At 50.0% G+C, this 23,143-nt stretch carries 1 protein-coding gene (only partly in view); it reads right to left on the bottom strand.

All 23,143 nt of this window come from inside a single coding sequence — locus tag QUE61_RS07170, autotransporter-associated beta strand repeat-containing protein, on the bottom strand. Of the gene's 50,787 coding nucleotides, 6,798 precede the window and 20,846 follow it; the stretch shown corresponds to coding positions 6,799–29,941 (codon 2,267, complete, through codon 9,981, partial); reading right to left, the first codon wholly in view occupies positions 23,141–23,143. Both the start codon and the stop codon lie outside the window.

A 23,143-nucleotide genomic window follows, 5' to 3' on the forward strand; every position in this document is an offset into this window, starting at 1 on the left:
GTGCGCCATTAATGGTGGTGGTCGAACCGCTAAAGGTAATGGTGGTATCGCTCGCCGTCAGAGTAATGGCTCCTGTAGACAGGGTAATCGGGCCGGTGTAGGTTTGCGTGCCGCCCGATGCGATGTTTTGTGCGATGGTGTAGCCAGCCGTACCACTCAGAGTTAAATTACCGGTAGTGGTGATACCCACGGTAGTCACGGTGCCCACGGTGTACGCTGTATTTTGGGCAAACGTTAAGACACCAGTATCGGCCGCTAAGGTACTAATAGAATTACTTGTTCGGCTTAGAGTATGCGTTCCCGTTCCTAGTAAGCGTAACCCATTCGCAGAAATATTTTGACTCTGCGTAATTGTTCCGGCAGTACTTAATGTCAGATTGCCGCTGGTGGTAAGACCTACGGTATTGACGGTGCCAATCGCAAAATCACCATTCTCAGTAAACGATACGGTGCCGGTATTGCCCGCTAAAGTGGTAATTGCATTACCAGTATTGGTGAGGGTGTAGGTTCCACCAGTGCCTAAGAGTTCGAGGCTAGCGGCGGTCAAGTTCGCCCCGCTATCTTGGGTAACACTGCCGCGGGTATTGAGAGTTAAGTTATTAGTAGTGCCACTAGTGCCCCCCAGGACAGAAACTGCTCCGGTAAATTGCATACCGCCATTGGAAGTCGCGCCACCATTTATCAGGGTTAAGGAATCTTTAAAGGTATAAGCACCCACTGTGATCTTGCCAGTGGCAGCAGCACTACCAATGGTGATGGCTGAGAAGCCATCTTGAATCAAGTTGAGCTCGGTTGTATCGAGATTTAGATCACCTGCTCCGCCCGCCAAACCGATGGTGGTTGATGCGGTTCTTGGAGCAATGGTAAGAGTGTTAGTTCCCGATATATTGGCGCCCACACTAATTGCATCAGCGGTGATTGAGAGTGCACTCGCTCCCATCGCAATCGTGCCACCCGACCCGGTTACTACGGAGCTGGCGGTAATGGAGGTGGTGCTCAAAATATTCGTACCACCAACGGCGCCGTTCATGCTGACTGTTCCTGAACCCGCATCTACTGTGAAGGTTTTGGCAGTGCTTGTTGCGCTATTGACGGTTGAGCTAAAAGTAATATCGGCATTACTCGCCGTGAGCGTGGTGTTGGTACCAATGGTCAGAGCACCGCTATAGGTTTGTGAACCCGAAGTCGTGATTGCATTGGTGTTAATCGTGGTCGTGCCACTGATGGAGAGATTTTTAGCCGTACCTGTGAGGGATACCGTATCCGCATCCGCATTCCCGAATACCGCATTACCAGTAATCGCTAAGGCATAAGCCCCGGAGACCGTGCCATTAAACGTGGCGGTGCTCGCTGCGATCGCTGTATCCGCACCCAAGGTGACATTGTTGCCATAGGTTTGTACGCCTCCCGTGGTGCTAACACTTCCTCCATTGAGGACGGTGGTTCCCGATGCGCCATTTTGTACAACGCTCGCCGCATTGACCGTGCTGGTGAACGTAGTAGTTCCGGTACTAGTTAGGGAGATATTGCCAAGTCCTTGAGCACCACCGACTGCGCCCGTAAAGGTGATGTTCGAGGAACTGGAGTTCACGGTTAGATTTCGAGTCTGTCCACTATCACTATTGACCGTGCTATTGAACGTAATATTTCCATTGGGCAATGAAATAATGATCGTGCCCGGTGCACCATTCGTTACCGTGGTGGTTGTATCGGTGATACCGCTCACGACAACTCCAGTCGTAACACCATTACTGCCTCGATTACCCCCTAAGCCTCGCCATTCACCAGAGGGTCTAGAACCAAATGAGGTTGCACCACCTTGTAATCCACCACCACCACCACCACTTCCACCACCGTCGTAACAGCAACTAGTAATAGTGTAGGAGGAAGTTTGTCCCGCGCCTGGGCCAATTTGACCGTTATAGGTTCCAGCACTTAAATAATTTCCGGCATCTGCTCCGGCGGTTTCACCGTCGCCTCCTGTATTATTCGCCCCAGCACCACCACCTGCACCACCGGCAAAAATATATTTCGTTCCCGTATTGCCAATTCGAACCACTGAGGCTGCACCACCACCACCACCGCCACCCGAGGAGCCAGAGGGTCCTGCACCACCGCCTGAACCGCCGCTACCAATTCCCAGCGCATTGGTTCCACCAGCACCAGCACACGAGGAACTGGAGCATGAACCACCGCTGCTGCCACCAGCACCGGGTGCAATCTGAATTACGGTTCCTGGATCAACCGTGACCGTGGCTGTGTAAGAACCAGCAACGCCCGTATTCATTCCAACATTGCCATCATTGCCACCCTTACCCCCGGCGGCACCGACTAAAGTCACGGTAAATGAACTGCCACTAATGGTGATTTCTTGCACCGAGGATGAATAGTCATAGGTCGTAGAGGTTGCGCCACTGGTGGTTAACGTTACATTGCTATTTAACTGAACAGGTCCGTTATAAGTTTGATCGCCAGTCGTTGAAATGTTGGCGTTCAAAATAATCGAGCCACTACCGGGAATACTTAACGATAGTGGTCGTGTAGTTGCGCCTATCACCCCATCAATTTGAACCGTCCCCGATCCGGCATTAATCGTGAGAGCCTGTGCCCCATTGATGGTAGTGGTCGAGCCACTCAAGGTAATGTTCGCATTGGTCGCAGTGAGTGTGATGCTTCCAGTCGATAGCGTGATGGGGCCGGTATAAGTCTGAGTACCTACACCGGAGGTGATGTTCTTGCTAATCGTGATGCCACCGGTACTGCTCAAGCTCACATTACCAGCAGTGGTTATGCCAGTGGTATTGACAACCCCTACCGTATAGCCTGAGTTTTCGGTAAACGTTATTTCGCCGGTGTTGGCTGCTAAGGTGGTAATGGCGTTACTGGTGTTGGTCAGTGTGTAAGTTCCGCCCGTACCTAAGAGTTCGAGACCACTCGCACCAATAGCTTGGCTTTGTGTGACGGTACCAGTGCTATTTAGGGTCAGGTTACCAGTGGTGGTCAGTCCTGGGGTATTGACGGTGCCAATCGCAAAGCCCGAGTTCTCGGTAAACGATACGGTACCGGTGCTTCCGGCCAAGGTGGTAATGGCGTTACTAGTATTGGTCAGTGTGTAAGTTCCACCGGTACCTAAGAGTTCGAGACCCGCAGCACTAATGGCTTGGCTTTGTGTGACGCTACCCGTGCTGCTTAAAGTCAAGTTACCAGTAGTGGTGAGACCTACGGTGTTGACGGTGCCAATCGCAAAGCCCGAGTTCTCGGTAAAGGAGATCACTCCCGTATTACCTGCTAAGGTAGTAATTGCGTTACTGGTGTTGGTGAGGGTGTAAGTTCCGCCCGTACCTAGGAGTTCGAGACCGTTCGCACTAATGGCTTGACTTTGTGTGACGGTGCCAGTGCTACTCAATGTCAGATTGCCGCTGGTGGTAAGACCTACGGTATTGACGGTGCCAATCGCAAAGCCCGAGTTCTCGGTAAACGATACGGTACCGGTGCTACCGGCCAAGGTGGTAATGGCGTTCGCACTATCCGTTAAGGTGTAGATAGCGCCAGCGCCCAAGAGTTCTAAGCCATACGCCGTGATACTGGCACCGCTATCTTGGGTGACGGTACCGCGCGAATGAAGGGTCAAGGTATTTGTGGTACCGCCAACCCCACCTTGCACGGAAATAGCGCCTGTAAATTGCATGCCACCGTTTGAAGTGGCGCCGCCATTAATTAGTGTAAGTGAATCATTAAAGGTGTAGGCACCAACGGTGAGCTTGCCCGTCACGCTCGCACTACCAATCGTGATGGCCGAGAAGCCATTTTGAATAAAGTCCAGTTCGGTGGTGGTGAGATTTAGGGTTCCCGCAGCACCCGCTAAACCAATAGTCGTGGCAGCCGTTTTCGGCGCAATCGTGAGCGTATTGCTACCTGAAATATTGGCACCGAGACTAATTGCATCAGTGGTAATTGAGAGTGCACTTGCGCCCATCGCAATCGTGCCACCCGCCCCGGTTACTACGGAGCTGGCGGTTACTGAGGTCGTACCCAGTACTTTCACGCCACCAACAGCGCCATTAAAGGTCGTAGTCGCTGAACCAGAATTAATCGTGAGCGTTGGCGTGGTGGCGAGCGAGTGTGTGTTAACTGTAGAACCGAAAGTGATGGCCGAATCGGTTGTTGAAATTGTAGTATTTTGCTTAATTAATAAGGCATTGTTATAGCTTTGAGAGCCAACCGTTGCAACCGTTGGCGTATCAATTACCGTCGTACCGCCAACTCCAGTATTGATCGATGCCGTATTCACTGGGGCATTAATCGTATATGTTCCGGTACCCTCTAAGGTAAAGATATTCAAATCGTATGTACTGCCAATTGCACCATTAAAGGTGACGCTTCCCGAACCAACACTTAGGGTTAAGCTCTGACCATATTGGGTTGTGCCGTCAAGGGTACTATTAAAAGTAACTGCCTGATCAGCTGTTTGTACTGTAACAGTTGTAGCGGTGATGACTACCTTATCACTAAATGCAAACGATGATGTATCGGTACCTGTTAGATTGCCGCCCAAATATACAGCTGCAGTGCCATTGGTATCAAAGGTCACGGGACTTCTAAAAGAAAGGTTCGATACGGTACTAATTGCTCCCGTCGTCGATGAGCCGAAGGTGACCCCACTAAATGTTCCATTGAGATACCCAAACGTATTGAGGTAACCCAATTCAGTCACCGTAAGATCGAGCTTGCTATCGGAATTGTTGTTGGTACTATCCAAATCTCCAAGTACCATCGTATTACCAGCGGTATAAGGGCGCACAATCATTGCCGCATCACGTCCGTAAATAGATGCGGTCGGATTAAATTCATCTGCGGTGATGGTGATTGTGCCTAATCCTGCGAAGGCGTCCCCTATCGCTGCAGTACTCAAGACCCCAGTACCTGAGGTGAGTGTTAAGGATTGGGTCCCACCCGAGACCGCGCCGCCCAAAGTAAGGTTACGCGAACCGACCGCACCACCCGAAGTATTAATCGTGGTGGCCGCAGTTAAGGTAATTGCGCTATCGCCATCACCAATTGACGTTGTTCCATTACTGGTAATGGTTCCAGCAATATTAATTGAGCTAGGAACTGTTGCAGTAAAGCCGCCTGAGAATGTCAATGTATTGGTGGCTAAATTTCCAAGCGTTAAGGTACCAGTATTGCTAAAGGTTGTGGCATTTGTAATCGTGGTGTTAGCGCCCACCAATGACAAGTTGTAAGAACCCGATCCTGAGTTAAAACTTGTAATAGTTGTATTACCCGAAAATGAAACGGCTCCAGATTGTGTATTGCTTACAGTCAGGCTCGAGATTGCACCACTGGTACCAGCCGTTTGAGTCACCCCAGACGATAAATTAACTGCTGCAGAATTAGATCCGGTATTAACGGCCGACCCTGCACTGGAAGCAATATTTAAGATTGGGCTTGCAAGAGTTACACCTGAGGAAAGAATTGATACTGCACTAGCCTCACTATTCCACATTTTATAGCCACTAATCGTGCCAACAAAAGAAGAACTTGCCCTGTCCTCTACTTGACCTCCACCAATAAAGACTTTGTTATTCCAATTAAATGCAGAGCTTGTAAACGTATTAGTACCAATTAAGACACCATCTAGGTAAATTTTGGTCCCTCCATTGGTGCCCAAGGTAAAGACCAGGCGATGTGTATTGCCGTCAAATGGATTAATACCGCTAGAGGCATAGGAGAAATAACTTACTTGATTGCTCCAAACCCGAGTGTAAATAGTGCTATCTGAACTATTAATACCGATTTGACGATCGCAACCGCCACCACAATTAACACCATTTTGAACTACAAAAATAATGTAATTACCTGGCGTAGTAGATGAGAAAGTAATTTCTCGGGTAATGGCTGTTGTTGGCTCTGCATAATCCAGATATAAATATTGATTACCATCTAGGACAAAGCCGCCATTCACACCACTACCACCAACGGTGTTGGTAAATGAAATTGCTCCAGCTTTGGCAGAAACGGTTAAGGTACTACTATTAGAGGTGGCCACAGTAGCAGAGACTGTGATGTTGGCGCCCACTCCATCACCACTGATGCCGGTATTGCTCGCTGTCGTATTGAGCGTTGTGTTTGAAACTAATGTTATCGCACTGCCAATAGTAATGGCGTTGGCTGTCAAAATAGTACCGCTGAGATTAACAGCACTTGGTGCTGATATTGTCAGGGAACCTAAAACTACAAAACTATCTGCCGCTGCATCATTAAGTGTCACGGTGCCCGTATTATTAAAGACCAAACTGTAGGAATTAGATCCTGAGGTTCCAATGGTCGTTGTTCCACCCGTTCCTGTATTAAAGACTAAGTTATAAGCTGTGCTACCGGTTGTTAGGCTTTGTGCGCTAATGACTCCATTACTTGTAATCGCTCCCGTTTGTGAGCTGGTGCCCAATCCCAATGCGCCAATATCATTCAAAGCAGCATTTATTGTGGTGACTGCACTCCCACTATTAATCGTCAGATTAGTAGTGTTTCCTGTGACTGTATCGCTTATGGAATCTCCGACAGTTACAACCCCACTGGTACTTGAAACTGTCCGGGTACCCGAACCACCCAAAGTAATATTACCGTTGAGGCTAATCAAGCCAGAACTGGTTGTAATGTCCCCGCCGTTCCAAGTCAGCGGTCCATTGATCGTAAATGCTGCGTTGGTTGAAGAGGCAGCAGCAAGGTTATGACTTAAGGTAAAGGTTCCTGATGAGGTGAACGTAACCGGATCTTTAAAGCTTAAGTTGGCTTGTGAGCTGTAATTACCTGTATAGCTAGCACCACCAATCGTAATCGCCAAGAATCCGTCTGCTAAATACCCCAGTTCGGTTGTGGTTAAGTTTAGAACGGAGGTATTGGTTGTGTTATCGGCAGAACCTAAATAAATATCCCGCGATAGTGTGGCAGGCACGATCGTGAGTGTTCCGCTACCTGCAAAGCTGCCGGAGAGATTAATTTCATTCGCTGTTAACGAGGTATTGCCTAAGCCTGAGGCCGAACTACCAAATGTGATAGTGGCTGTACCAGCATTGAGGGTCAGTGTGTAAGTGGCGCCCGTCACCGCACCGCCTAAGGTTAAATTTGCATTTGCTGCAGCGGTAGTAATCGACGTATTAGCTGCTAAGGTCACGCCTGTATTGCTATCACCAACACTCCAGGTATTACCGCTGGTAAAGCTTCCGGCTAAGGTAATGCTGCTTGGCGCCGTGGCAGTAATACCACCGCTAAAGGTGAAACTGTCGCTTGCCGCATCACCCAAAACCAAGGTTCCAGTATTGGCAAAAGTAACAGCGTTGGTAACTGTATTCGTAGCGCCAATGAGACGAACGTTGTAGGTGTTAGCAGTACCACTCACGGTGAATGTCGCGGTTGTGAGGTTGTCATTAAACGTGACTAAGGTAGCCGACGAGCTGTTTGTAATCACAACGCTCGTCCCCGTGGTAACACTTCCAGTAAACGTGGTGCCACCAGAATTCGTGATCGTTAAGGACGATAAGGATGTGCTGGCTCCAACACTACTGCTGATGGCGATCGTTCCAGAAGAGCCGCTATTAAGAGTAAGTCCCTGGGTGTTGGCACTCGTCCCATTCACCGTACTACTAAACGAGATATTGTTTCCAGTAGAAGATGCGCCCGTGGATGCGGCAGTAATCGAAGCGCCTAAGGTCACTGCGCCGGTATAGGTTTGCGTACCACTCGTGGTGATATCACCATTGAGGGTAATACCCGTGCCGGTGACCGCTAAGGTGCCGGAGGTAATGGCCGCTAAGGTGACTGCTCCACCACTGCTAATTGTTAAGCTGTTAGTGCCGGTGTTAAGCGTGCTCGTGGCAGTGATGGTGCCTGAGCTACTACGGATGGTGAGCGGATCGGTAAAGGTGTAACTGCCTGCGAGGGTATAAGCCATTGCACCGGTACCACTTGCACTACCCAAGGTGATGGACGAGAAGCCGTCTTGCAAATAAGCAAGCTCGGTATCACTGAGGTGCAAGCTACCACTGGCGGAGGTACCCAAGCCAATCGTGGTCGTTGCTGTCTTCGGTTGAATGACCAAAGCGCCACTACCACTGACATTGCCTCCCAGAGCAACCGCATCGGTAGTGAGCGTAAGAGCAAAAGTACTTGCGGCCAGAGTCGAGCCGGTGGTGATCGCAGAAGCCGATAAGGTAGTAGCCGCTGTGAGTGATGCGGCATCGTTATAGGTTTGTGCCCCACTGGTGGTGATGTTGCCACCGAAGGAGACCGTACCACCCGCATCGGTGGTAATCGAGGTGAGATTGGTGGTGGCTCCTACGGTGCTGGCAAATACGGTGGCACCGGAGGTGTTCACGGTTAAGGCGTAAGCGCCATTGACAGTCGAGGAGAAGGTGATGTTGCCCGAAGCCGAGCTAGTTAGCGTGGTGGCTGCACCTAAAGTGACGGCATTTCCAAAAGTTTGTACGCCACTGGTACTAATCGAGCCACCATTAAGCGCAGTGGTACCACTGCTGGAGTTTTGTACCACCGTACTAGCGGCGACGGTGGAACTAAAGGTGGTGGTGCCGGTGCTGGTTAAGGAGATGTTTCCTAGGCCTTGTGCACCGCCCACCGCACCGGTGAAGGTGATGTTGCTAGAGCCGACATTGGCGGTGAGATTACGTGGGGTACTGCTATCGCTATTGACCGTACTACTAAACGATATCGCGCTATTGGTGGTTGCCAACGTTGCATTAGCGGCTAAGGTTACTGCACCGGTATAGGTTTGGGTACCGGTGGTGGTGATGTTGCCAGTGATGGTAGTGCCCGCGGCGTGGGTGGAGGTGGTGGCTAAAGTAGCAAAAGCATTTGTCGCCCCGATGGTACTACCAAAAATAATTTGTCCAGAGCCAGCCGTAACTGTTAAGGATTTAGCTGTGCCGCCACCCGATAATGTAAAACTACTTGCATCGTTTGCACGAGCACTGCCGTATGGTAAGTTGTATAAGGTTGCGCTAGCACCTGCTGAATTATCAAAAACTTGGGACCAGCCACCCAAACCACCATGCTGATACATCGTCATTACCGATCCAGCACCAACGCTTACGGACTGAACTGCATCATTAACCCCCCATGCGCACATATCGCAACTATTACCACTCACATAAGTACCCGCTGGTTTTTGACCGGTATACGTATTAGCGGTACCAGTACCACTTAATCCAGTATAGAAAGTGGCAGTAGGATCACCCGATACGGAAGTATCTGCATTAACAGTACCAGTAATCTGAATGCTTGAGTTAGTGGCCGATAGAGTCACTGCATTGCTAATAGTTAAATTACCCGTATACGTTTGCGTACCCGTAGTAGTGATATTGCCGTTGATGGTCGTACCAGAAGCATGCGTTGAGGTAGTTTCAAGGCTAGTTAGTGCAGTGCTATTACCCACCGTGCTACTCAAGGTGATGCTGCCGGTGCCGGCGGTAATGGTAAGTGCTCTAGCGCCATTGACCGTACTACTAAACGAGATATTGTTTCCAGTAGAAGATGCGCCCGTGGATGCGGCAGTAATCGAAGCGCCTAAGGTCACTGCGCCGGTATAGGTTTGCGTACCACTCGTGGTGATATCACCATTGAGGGTAATACCCGTGCCGGTGACCGCTAAGGTGCCGGAGGTAATGGCCGCTAAGGTGACTGCTCCACCACTGCTAATTGTTAAGCTGTTAGTGCCGGTGTTAAGCGTGCTCGTGGCAGTGATGGTGCCTGAGCTACTACGGATGGTGAGCGGATCGGTAAAGGTGTAACTGCCTGCGAGGGTATAAGCCATTGCACCGGTACCACTTGCACTACCCAAGGTGATGGACGAGAAGCCGTCTTGCAAATAAGCAAGCTCGGTATCACTGAGGTGCAAGCTACCACTGGCGGAGGTACCCAAGCCAATCGTGGTCGTTGCTGTCTTCGGTTGAATGACCAAAGCGCCACTACCACTGACATTGCCTCCCAGAGCAACCGCATCGGTAGTGAGCGTAAGAGCAAAAGTACTTGCGGCCAGAGTCGAGCCGGTGGTGATCGCAGAAGCCGATAAGGTAGTAGCCGCTGTGAGTGATGCGGCATCGTTATAGGTTTGTGCCCCACTGGTGGTGATGTTGCCACCGAAGGAGACCGTACCACCCGCATCGGTGGTAATCGAGGTGAGATTGGTGGTGGCTCCTACGGTGCTGGCAAATACGGTGGCACCGGAGGTGTTCACGGTTAAGGCGTAAGCGCCATTGACAGTCGAGGAGAAGGTGATGTTGCCCGAAGCCGAGCTAGTTAGCGTGGTGGCTGCACCTAAAGTGACGGCATTTCCAAAAGTTTGTACGCCACTGGTACTAATCGAGCCACCATTAAGCGCAGTGGTACCACTGCTGGAGTTTTGTACCACCGTACTAGCGGCGACGGTGGAACTAAAGGTGGTGGTGCCGGTGCTGGTTAAGGAGATGTTTCCTAGGCCTTGTGCACCGCCCACCGCACCGGTGAAGGTGATGTTGCTAGAGCCGACATTGGCGGTGAGATTACGTGGGGTACTGCTATCGCTATTGACCGTACTACTAAACGATATCGCGCTATTGGTGGTTGCCAACGTTGCATTAGCGGCTAAGGTTACTGCACCGGTATAGGTTTGGGTACCGGTGGTGGTGATGTTGCCAGTGATGGTAGTGCCCGCGGCGTGGGTGGAGGTGGTGGCTATGCTAGTTAATGCAGTGCTATTACCGACTGTACTACTGAAGGTGATACTGCCTGCACCCGCAGTGATCGTAAGTGCGCGTGCGCCATTAATCGTGCTACCAAATAGCACATCATTATTGGTTGTTGTCAAAGTAGCATTCGCACCTAGCGTTAAATTACCCGTATACGTTTGCGTACCCGTAGTAGTGATATTGCCGTTGATGGTCGTACCAGAAGCATGCGTTGAGGTAGTTTCAAGGCTAGTTAGTGCAGTGCTATTACCCACCGTGCTACTCAAGGTGATGCTGCCGGTGCCGGCGGTAATGGTAAGTGCTCTAGCGCCATTGACCGTACTACTAAACGAGATATTGTTTCCAGTAGAAGATGCGCCCGTGGATGCGGCAGTAATCGAAGCGCCTAAGGTCACTGCGCCGGTATAGGTTTGCGTACCACTCGTGGTGATATCACCATTGAGGGTAATACCCGTGCCGGTGACCGCTAAGGTGCCGGAGGTAATGGCCGCTAAGGTGACTGCTCCACCACTGCTAATTGTTAAGCTGTTAGTGCCGGTGTTAAGCGTGCTCGTGGCAGTGATGGTGCCTGAGCTACTACGGATGGTGAGCGGATCGGTAAAGGTGTAACTGCCTGCGAGGGTATAAGCCATTGCACCGGTACCACTTGCACTACCCAAGGTGATGGACGAGAAGCCGTCTTGCAAATAAGCAAGCTCGGTATCACTGAGGTGCAAGCTACCACTGGCGGAGGTACCCAAGCCAATCGTGGTCGTTGCTGTCTTCGGTTGAATGACCAAAGCGCCACTACCACTGACATTGCCTCCCAGAGCAACCGCATCGGTAGTGAGCGTAAGAGCAAAAGTACTTGCGGCCAGAGTCGAGCCGGTGGTGATCGCAGAAGCCGATAAGGTAGTAGCCGCTGTGAGTGATGCGGCATCGTTATAGGTTTGTGCCCCACTGGTGGTGATGTTGCCACCGAAGGAGACCGTACCACCCGCATCGGTGGTAATCGAGGTGAGATTGGTGGTGGCTCCTACGGTGCTGGCAAATACGGTGGCACCGGAGGTGTTCACGGTTAAGGCGTAAGCGCCATTGACAGTCGAGGAGAAGGTGATGTTGCCCGAAGCCGAGCTAGTTAGCGTGGTGGCTGCACCTAAAGTGACGGCATTTCCAAAAGTTTGTACGCCACTGGTACTAATCGAGCCACCATTAAGCGCAGTGGTACCACTGCTGGAGTTTTGTACCACCGTACTAGCGGCGACGGTGGAACTAAAGGTGGTGGTGCCGGTGCTGGTTAAGGAGATGTTTCCTAGGCCTTGTGCACCGCCCACCGCACCGGTGAAGGTGATGTTGCTAGAGCCGACATTGGCGGTGAGATTACGTGGGGTACTGCTATCGCTATTGACCGTACTACTAAACGATATCGCGCTATTGGTGGTTGCCAACGTTGCATTAGCGGCTAAGGTTACTGCACCGGTATAGGTTTGGGTACCGGTGGTGGTGATGTCGGCCGCAAGACTCGTAGTTCCAGAGGCACTAAATGTTGTGATGCCCGAAATAGCACCATTAACTACGGCATTAGCAGTAATGGCTAAAGTGTTGTTACCTACCCAGGTTGAGCTATTTCTTGCGCTTGCCGCTGTAATTGCAGTTGCGCCTAGGGCATGAGTACCGCCGACTGCTCCAGTGAAGCTTATCTCACCAGTACCGGCAGTAATCGTCAGCGCTCTACCAGCAGTATTGCCATTAAGTGTGCCACTAAAGCTTATGTCACTATTAGTCGTTGCTAAAGTTGTGTTTGCAGTCAGAACTACATTACCGTTATAAGCCTGAGCGCCTGAAGTAGTGATGCTACTACTTAGCGTAATCCCAGTGGTATGACTAGTAGTCAGGTTTAGTGAGGATAGAGCAATGGAGCCCCCTACTACACCGCCAAAGCTAATTGCTCCAGAGCCAGCGTTTATTGTTAAGTCTTTAGAGGAAGTATCACTATTTAGAGTGCTACTAAATGTAATATTGCTATTTGTAGTTGATAGTGTTGTTGCAGCGCCAAGGGTAACCGCATTGCCAAAGGCTTGTGCGCCAGATGTTGTAATGCTGCCGCCGTTTATTTTTGTTGTGCCCGTAGAAGAATTCTGGGTGAGCGCACTTGAATTGATTGTGCTACTAATCGTTGTAATACCCGTACTAGTTAAATCGATATTTCCCAGGCCTTGAGCACCACCAATAGCACCAGTGAAGGTAATGTTTGAGCTACCTACGTTAGCACTTAAATTGCGTGGTGTTGCTGTAGCGCTATTAACTGTTCCACCAAATACAATAGCGCTATTAGTGGTAGCAAAGCTAGTATTAGCAGCTAGAGTCACAGCGTTGTTAAAGGTTTGCGCTCCTACTGTAGTTACAGTACTGCCAGCGAGACTCGTGGTTCCACCAGATGATGTAATAAAAGTACTAAGTGCCTGAGAGGTGCCAACGTTACCAACACTAATTACACCGCTGCCAGTAGTGAGGGTCAAACCGTAATTAGCCAAAGTACTGCTTGAATACGTTATGGTGGCTACGCCTGCTGCACCATTTCCACCCCTACCAGAATAGTTACCGCCGCCGCCGCCGCCGCCGCCATAATTTGCGCCATTTTGACCGACTGAGCTCGTTGGATACTGTGGTGCGCCATTACCACCTGCTCCAGCAATGCCACCGCCACTCGCGCCGCCAAGGGTAAAGTTACTTGATGTTCCGCCATCTTTCATACCCCCGCCACCACCGGCAGAACCATAAGCTCCAGAGCTAGCCCCTGGATTGCCATTCACACTGCTACCACCACTAAAGTTAGAACCAGTACCGCCAGATAAGTTCGTGGTTCCTCCCGATCCTATACCACCAGCACCACCGGTTCCGCCAACCGCACCCCTGCCTCCGCCGCCAGTGATGGTTGTTCCATTAAGCACTATGGATGTATTACCGCCGTTATTAGCACTGCCGCCAGTAGTTCCCGAGCCACCCGAACCAATAGTAACGGTTGCAACCTGACCTGCACTAACCGTTATTGTTCTAATTGCGGCCCCACCACCACCGCCGCCACCCGCAGCATCACCTGAGCCACCGCCCCCGCCCCCAAGAGCATACATAGTGACACTAGTTACACCAGTTGGTACAGTCCATGTACCGGTAGATGTGATGGTTGCCGTAGTATTTCCACCAGCACTCGTGCCATAACTATCTACAGTTGAAAGAGAAAGATTTCCAGTATCTGTTGTAATTGAGCGATCGCCTCCAGAAATATAGAGTGCTCCAGATATAGTTATGTTGGCAGATCCAGTAGCAGAAATATTTGCAGAGAGATACGTTCCGCCAGAGGTTTGTAGTGTAGTGGTGTTAACAAAAGTTGAATTACCGACTATTGCAATATCGCCAACTTGAGAGCTGCCACCAATCGTCACACTGCTGAAAGTACTGCCTAACAGCGCAATCTCACTAGTCAGAATATCTAATGTACTTGCGCCAGCATCACTTACATCGCCGACATTGATAACATAAGTAGCCGTAGTTGGCTTTAGGCTTAAGCTGCCCGTTCCCGCAATCGAGGCGCTCCAATTTATCTCATTACCAATAAAAGTCAGGTCACCCATTCCAGATAAAGCTGCGGTAATTGAGATGGTGCCAGTTCCAGAATTTAAAGTAAGTCCTTTTCCGCCACCGGCAATTACCCTTGCAATAGTGATTGCGCCATTACTAGCGCTGCTATTAAGCGTTAAATCTGCATTCAGGGTAACGGGGGTAGAACTTCCTAGAGTGATGCTACCTGCTCCCGCTGAACTCGTGCTGGTTGTGATGGTACCGCCCAAACTCAAGGACGAAGGCGATGTTAGTGCAAATGAACCACCGGCATATGTAAAGGTGTCGCTGGCTGAGTCACCAATGGTGAGCGTACCACTGGTTTCAAAGGGCGTGCTTGTAGAGAAACTCGTAATGGAGTTTGTCGAACCGGTGATACTAATGTTGTAGCTTGAACTTGCATCGGTCTTTAGTTGCGAGATTTGCAAGGATCCAGCAAAGCTCACACTACCCGCAGTTTTATTAAGCCATAAAGTACCAATGCGCGTGGTGATGTCACCACTCACGGTCACGTTACCGCTGTTACTAAAGGTTACATTGGCATTACTTCCTGAGCCCGGTCCCGTAATGCTAGTTACAGCAATATTGCCAGCACTTGCATCTAAGGTCAGAGTTGAGCCTGCTGTCAGATTCATTAGTCCTGCAGTTAAGTCTCCGCCAGCACTAATTGTGTAACTTGCACCCACGTTACTGGTTCGGACACTACCTAAATCAATGGCTCCCGTACTGCTGATATTGCCGCCAATTGTGTTGGAGCCCGTTCCAGTGAATGTGACATACGCAAGTGGTGTAGAGGTACCAATTGCCAAACTGTTAATCGCTCCACTTCCCGAAGCAATGGTAAGGCCAAATGCGCTATTGACAAGTCCAAGCGTGAGGTTTCCGTTAGCAGAACTCGTAGTGATGGTGCGGTCCGCCGAGAAAGTCGAAGACCGTGAAGTGCCTCTCAAATCCACATTGCCTGCAACCACCAGATCCCCATTGAGGGTATTGGCCCCGGTTCCAGCAAGACTGAGTCCAGTCAGTGGCGTTGTCGCCCCTACTGCACCAAGCGTTATTGACCCACTGCCATTGCTAGTATTCAATGTATAGGCGCCATCGAGCGTTAAGCCAAAACTAATCAAGCTCGCTGTTGTATTGAGACTGGAGTTTGTAATCAAGGTCACAGCGCCACTGTAGGTTTGCGATCCCGACGTTGTGATTGCGCTTCCCAGAGTCGCCGCACCACTTACTATGAGACTCGAGGCGCCGGAGGTATTAATCACAGTATTGCCTGAGGCCATGGTCAAGCTACCGACAGTGAGTGCTGCACGAAGATCCAAAACACCACTTGCGCTCATGGTAAGTGCTGCAGCGGAAGACCCTAACGCAGAAGCACCGGTCACAATCAGGGTACCGCCATTAATGGTGGTGCCCCCTGTGTAGGTGCTAGTACCAGAGAGGGTTTGGGTACCGGATACTAAAGTGAGACTACCGCCCGAGCCACTCACCGAACCGCTAAAGCTATCGCTGTTAGCTGCTGTAAGTGATAATGATTTAGCACCGAGAGTAACTAAGCCAGCACCAGCTAAGCTCTTAATACTTGCGCCAGTAGTTGTACCGCTGATATCGAAGGTGCCTGTTGCGGTCACCACTGAAGAGTCGGTAATGGAGCCACTACCCGAAAGACTCAATGTGCCCGTGCTAATGGTGGTGGCACCCGTGTAGGTATTTGCATTGGTAAGAACCACGAGACCCAAACCGGATTTGGTAATCCCAAAATCACCGGAAATAACCCCGCTTAGGGTGAGTGTGTCATCGGCATTGGTCGCGCTAATAGTGCTGTTAGCAGTTAGGGTAATGTTTCCCGCGAGGCTACTCGTGACATCCTTGAGCGTGCCGCCCGCCAGTGTAACGGCCTCGGCGCCCACCGCCACATTATGTAAATCCAACACACCACTTGAGTTAATGGTCGTGGCACCAGTCGTAGAGCCCAGGCCAGCAGCATCGGTAATTTTTAGCGTACCCGCGTTAATGGTGGTAAGGCCACTGTAGGTATTCGCATTAGCAAGTGTGAAAACACCAGTTCCTGCTTTGGTGAGCGCCACACTGCTTGCCGATCCATCTTGAATGACTCCCGAGAAGATGGTACTGGAATTATCACCACCTGCGGTTAAGGTTGGCGTGCCGGCAGCAGAACTAGTAATCACGCCACCACTCGCCCCTGCAATTGATCCAGCAGATACAGAGTAGCCTGCTAGATCTAAGGTACCGTCGACCACATACGCGGAACTACTAGAGAGTGCATCGGCGCTTCCTGCCCTTAAGGTCGAGCCAGCATTAATCGTGGTAGCGCCGCTATACGAATTGCTACCACTCAAAATTAAAGGTGCGCTATTAGATAGTGTGACTTGCCCAGTCCCAGAAATCGCGCTGGGCAAGGTGACCGCACTGGTGTTTGTGAAGGTAACTAATCCATTATTGGTAATCGCAGTTGCACTGGTTGGTGCCAAGCCAGCCATTGCATCACTGTAAGTCACCGATGCACCACTGGGAATGACTACCGTGGCGACGTTACCCAAGGTCGGTCTAGCCCCGGTCGCTACACCGCCGGTCACCGTCCAGTTCGCACCCGAGGACCAGAGTCCACCGCTTGCGCCCGTGTACGTTACCGAGGCAAGTTGGGTAATGGCAGCGCTGACCGAACCACCTGTTAAGGTGTAGTTACTATTACTTAACGCAAACGTATTGCTATCAAACGAGGTAACGGGTGTATTCGTTACATTGACCGTATTAATGGTGGCTGATCCCGAACTAATCGTAGGCGCACTCTCACTATTGGCCATTCCCGTTAAGGTGTAGGAATGGGCATTGGTATAACTATTGGTTCCATCGTACGCCTTGGTGATGCTAATGTTCAAGGCTTTAGGATTGACAGTAAAGTTCTTTGCTGTGCCAGCCTGGAATGATGTAGTTGAACCTGAAAGAGCAAGTGTTGGTGTTAAGGTCAGGCTATAGGTATTCGCACTCGTGGTCGCTGTCAGCGCAGTACTAATGGCAATCGTGCCACTTAAACTGCCAGTGAGCGAAATAGAGCTTTGCCCTGCTGTAAAGGTTTGAACAGTATTGTAGGCAGAAAGAGAGCTTGGTACATAGCTCTCACCATAAAGGGTTGGGCTTGAGGAGTACCAGAAACTTAGAGCGCTGGCCGTTCCGTAGGTACCGCTTTGCCCATCCACAATCGTGAGGTAAATCACAGGCGGGCTACCACGGTAAATCACGTTGTATCCAGCACTACTTGGTTGTGTTGATAAGGTCGCACTATAGGTATATGACTTAGGTGTCCTGGTATCGATGTAGGTTGATAAGCCAGTGCTTTCATCTGTACCACCTGAATACAGGTTGGCGATGCCGCCAGAACCAACCGTGAGGATTGGTGAACCACTCAATTTGATGTTGTATGTGACATTACCAACACCATCGGCACTTCCGGCTGCTAGCAATAATGCTGGGGTGGCTGCAACTGCTGATGTGCTCGTTGTTACTACATTCTGAGAAATAGTTAAATCACGCGTTGTTTGAATTGAAATTATGCCCGTAGAATTAATTCCATTGTAGGTAACACTATTTGCAGTGACTGATCCGATACTTAGGTTTGCAGCGTTCACAATCGTTAAGGCGCCCAGGGAGGATCCCGATGCAATCGTGGCAAGAGTATTGCTTGTATTGCTAAGCGTAATCGCTTGATTACCAACGAAACCCAAGCCGAAATTACTACTATCAGAAATTGCGCCTGCGATTGTGATTGCTCCAGTAGTACTTCCGATTACTGATGCGCTTCCTAAGCTAACTGCGCCAGCATACGTTCCAGTTGAAGAACTTGAGTTGGTAATTGCTCCAGCATCACTAATACCAGTGCCATTAACAGTTAACGCATTGGTATTGGTCATGGTTTGACCATTGAGATCCAGTGCTGCGCCTGCAGTAATCGATACGGCGCCACTGGAATTACCAAGCGCGGTAGCCGAGTTTATTCTGAGAGTACCGGCGCTGATGGTGGTGCCGCCACTGTAAGTATTGGTGTTACTAAGGATCAAAAGACCAGTTCCGGATTTCGTCAAGTTGTTACTACCGGAGATCACTCCGCTCAATGTGAGTTGCGTACCATCCACAGTAACGGTGCTGTTTCCACCTAAAGCTACAGTTCCAGAAAGACTACTGGTGCCCGTACTTGTGAGTAAGGTGCCACCATTAATGGTGAATGCTTCAGCGCCTACACTGATATTACGGATATCGAGTGTGGCACCACTTGCAATGGTAGTGCCAGCAGCAGTTGTTCCCAAAGCGGATGCATTGGTAATCGCTAAGGTTCCGGCATTAACGGTGGTGCTACCTGTATAGGTATTGGTACCGGAGAGCGTTAAGGTGCCAGAGCCTTGCTTAACAATTGCAATTTCAGCGACCGCATGATTAATGACGCCTGAAAAAGTGGTGCTCGACGAAGTACCAACTGTCAGCGTAGATGCTGAAATCGTACGATTGACTTCGGTATTCAACGCAGAAATTTGTGCAGCGGATAACGGTCTAGCATAGAGTAAGACGGCTCCGACCTCACCTATTAATAGAGAATCGGCCGACCAATTACTTTTTCCAATAAAGTTTGAGCTTCTGGCAATATTAGTCGGTACTGTATTAGCCCCACCTACAATCGATCCGCCTGATGTACCGTTCACGAACGCGGCAGGCGCTCCAGCAGAGGTTAGTGTGGCAGCATAAGTTGCAAGCGAATCATTAACTACTCCATTATTAATGTAGTAGTTCATGCTCGGCGGCTGATTAACACCGTTATACACCTGGAACGCTAAATTATCTGATGTACCAGCGCGTGCCAAGAGAATATTGTTACTTTGATTGGCATTGCCAATATCAATAATTCGTTCCCAATCGTTTACAGCCCCCAGATTAGCTTTTGCAAATACCGTCATACCATTGGCAAAATTTGAAAGACCAGTTCCGCCTACCGTTACAAAATCATCGCCCGAGAAAGTGATCGTCTTATTCGAAGCGTTATAGAGAGGGGTACCAGAAATCGTGCCATTGGATCCAGCACTACTCAAATTAGTCCATGTACTGCCAGAGCCTGAATATGATTGCTGATTACCAGCGTCAAAATACCAAATCAAACTGCTCATAGAAATATTTAGAGCGTTGGTGATGGTCCCAGTGCCTGATAGCGATCCAACTGTTGCCGAATAACCAGCAAGATTGAGGGTGCCATTGAGCACCAAATCACTCGCGGAAGAAAGTGCGTTGTTCGCACCTAATGCTAAATACCCCGTAGAAATCGTCGTTGTACCACTATAGGTATTGAGGCCCGATAGTGTCAGCGTTGAACTTGAATCTGTGTCTTTGGTTAAGGCGCCCGTCCCACTGATGGCGCCCGACAGAATCTGATCAGCACTTGATGAATACAAAAGTGTGCCATTATTTGTGATTAAGCCGGAGTAAGCTCCGGACCCCAGTTGACCAGAGCCGCTAATTTGAAGAGTGCCCGCACTGATCACTGTGTTGCCACTATAGGAATTGGTACCAGAGAGGACCAAAAGACCAGTTCCGGATTTGGTCAGATTATTGCTACCGGAGATCACTCCGCTCAACGTGAGTTGCGTACCATCCACAGTAACGGTGCTGTTTCCACCTAAAGCTACAGTTCCAGAAAGACTACTGGTGCCAGTGCTTGTGAGTAAAGTGCCACCATTAATGGTGAACGCTTCAGCCCCTACACTGACATTACGGATATCGAGTGTGGCGCCACTCGCAATCGTAGTACCAGCGGCAGTTGTTCCTAGAGCGGATGCATTGGTAATCGCTAAGGTTCCGGCATTAACGGTGGTGCTACCACTGTAAGTATTGGTGTTACTAAGGATCAAAAGACCAGTTCCGGATTTCGTCAAGTTGTTACTACCGGAGATCACTCCGCTCAATGTGAGTTGCGTACCATCCACAGTAACGGTGCTGTTTCCACCTAAAGCTACAGTTCCAGAAAGACTACTGGTGCCCGTACTTGTGAGTAAGGTGCCACCATTAATGGTGAATGCTTCAGCGCCTACACTGATATTACGGATATCGAGTGTGGCACCACTTGCAATGGTAGTGCCAGCAGCAGTTGTTCCCAAAGCGGATGCATTGGTAATCGCTAAGGTTCCGGCATTAACGGTGGTGCTACCTGTATAGGTATTGGTACCGGAGAGCGTTAAGGTGCCAGAGCCCTCCTTTATTAGGCTCAGTACCGTTGGGCCGTCAGTGGTAGCTGAATTAGCAATTGCGCCACTAAAAGAACCAGTGCCATTGTCATTACCCAAGGACAGACTAAGAGCTTTACCACCTCCGCCGGATGCAAAATCAATCGTGCCGTTTCCGGTAACAGTGCCCGCTCGAATCGTCACTCCGGCTGCTCCATAGAGACGCAGGTAGGTATCTGTACCGTTTAGGTAAATCGCCGAAGTGCTATTAATTGAAGAACCCTCAAGCCAGAAATTGCCATAATTGGTGACAGTGACTTGGCCTGATGTTGTGGTGCTGCCTCTAAAAATAAACCGATTAGTAAATGTTGTCGTACTGCTACTAGCGCTGTTAATTAACCATGTTCCCGATCCAGAGATTGCGCCATCTAAAAATAGCGAAGAAGTATTGGCTCCCTCGTACTCAACGTTTGCGTTATTTGCAAAATTACCACTCAAAATCATGGTAAATCCAGACGAGGGAGCAAACCGTAGGGTGCCGGTACTAATGGTTGCGGCACCGCTATAGGTGCTATTGCCAGAAAGCGTCAAGGTGCCGGCACCAGATTTTGTAAAGTTGCCCGACCCTGCCATGATGCCGCCATAGGTTAGGGTGGTGTCGCTATCGGTCGAAATGGTCCCCCCTGAGGATCCAATGCTGATGCCGCGATTGGCGTGAAGCGTAAAGCTGGTTGTCGTTTTTAAAGTGCCACCATTAAGCGTAAGAAGACCAGCCGTAGCAGATGCAGGGGCTGCGCTTAAGTTGGCATCGGCACTAATGGCTAAGGTACCGGAATTCACCGCTACCGTTCCCGTAATGGCATTCGAAGTATTTGAAAGAGTTAAAACACCCGCGGCATTACCGGCAAAAGTTAGGGTGCCGCTCACGGTCCAAGCGGCAGTCTGCGTCACTGCAGAGCTGGTGGTATTTGCACTATTAATCGTAAGTGCTGCCGCAGTGACGCTAGGTAGAGCGAGTGTCGCTGTACCGGTGTAAATCGTTACATTACGGGCGCTAGAACTTAGCGTTCCAAGACTAATCGTGCCATTTCCTGCAGTAGCCGGAATACCAATGGTGCTGCCATTAGCTGCATTACCTTGTGAATCCAAAATCGTAGTAGTTGCCCCGGTCGTTAGCGTGCCTGTCACCGTTTGATTGCCAGCCGTTACGATCCGATCGGCGCTGCTACCAAGAGTGAGTGAGCCGTTAACAGTTAAACCAGACAGCGGTTTTAAACTGCCCACAGCACCATTCATTTGAATCAATCCACTGCCAGTGGTTACGCTTAGAGATGCGAGTGCTTTATTGGTCTGTTGAATGTAATAAACATTACTATAGGCATTGGGTAAGTCGTTCCAAGTTCCAGTAGCATCAGACCGAATCTGGGCGACGTATTCTCCGTAATTAGTACCATTGGGCTCGCCTGGGAACCAATTGGTATAGAAACCGGATACGGCGCCGGTGCCCTGTGTGAAAAAATGGGTATACCCGTTGGAATTATTAGCGGCAGGTCCAACCACCCAAGCCCAAATATTTCCGGTGGTGGAACCTGGCGTTGCAACCACGTTGGTTAATGAGCCAGTGCATTGAGCAGCCGTACTGCACAACTTTCTAGCGCCAATCCAATACATGGCAGAAACGCCTCGAGAAGCCGTTCCATAGGTTAATAATGCATTTTGAAGTGCTGAAGTTGGGGTGGCTAAAAATGTACCGCCAACGCTGGTTCCCAGATCTGCTGAAGTTGCACCATTAATTGCATTGCTCCACGAACTCGCTACTCCCATAGCGGTATAGGTGTCACCGGAGTCAACCCGCCCACCAAAAGTAATCGTTCCCGATCCTGTGGTTGAGACTGTCAAGCCAGAAGCATTAGCAATTAAGATATCGCCATAAAAATTAATATTACCGCCCGTCGAGGAGACTGTTTGCGATGCCCCTGCGGCCGCAAAGTAGGTTCCCTTTGAGTTGGTGGTGCCATTTCCACCCAGTCTAATTGCCCCCGACGTAGTTGAAATCACGGTTCCTGGTGCAAAAATTTCTAGCGCGTTATTCGCCCCTGGCTGTAAGGTCAACGTTCCGGTGGTTGTGGCAACACTGCCCAAAGCACCAATCACAATTTGACCGCCACTCACGGTAACTCCAGAATTAGCACTAATCGCTGCGTTAATGGTGGTGACATTGGCAGATCCATCAGCAGCATTTTGTGTCAAGGTCACAGTTCCCGCGGTGATTCCTGAAATTGAACCGACCGTGCCGATGCTTAAATTATTGGAGTAACTTAGACTAAATGATCCAGAACCAACACTAGCCGCAATGGTTCCAATCACATTTGAAGCATTAGTCAAGCTATAGGTGGCATTACCATTAAATGCCACGCCCGCTCCCGTAGTAACCAAACCAGCCACCGAGGTATTCCCGGCAAATTGCACATAGCCACTCGTGGCTGTAATAGCGCCATCCGAATAAATAGCGCGGGTTGCGCTTGGCCCAGTCACACCGGTCGAAGAATTTGCAGCGGCATAAACAGGAGTTGCTGCGGTAGCGGC

The organism is Polynucleobacter sp. HIN5, assembly GCF_030297555.1.
In the GTDB taxonomy this organism is placed as follows: domain Bacteria; phylum Pseudomonadota; class Gammaproteobacteria; order Burkholderiales; family Burkholderiaceae; genus Polynucleobacter.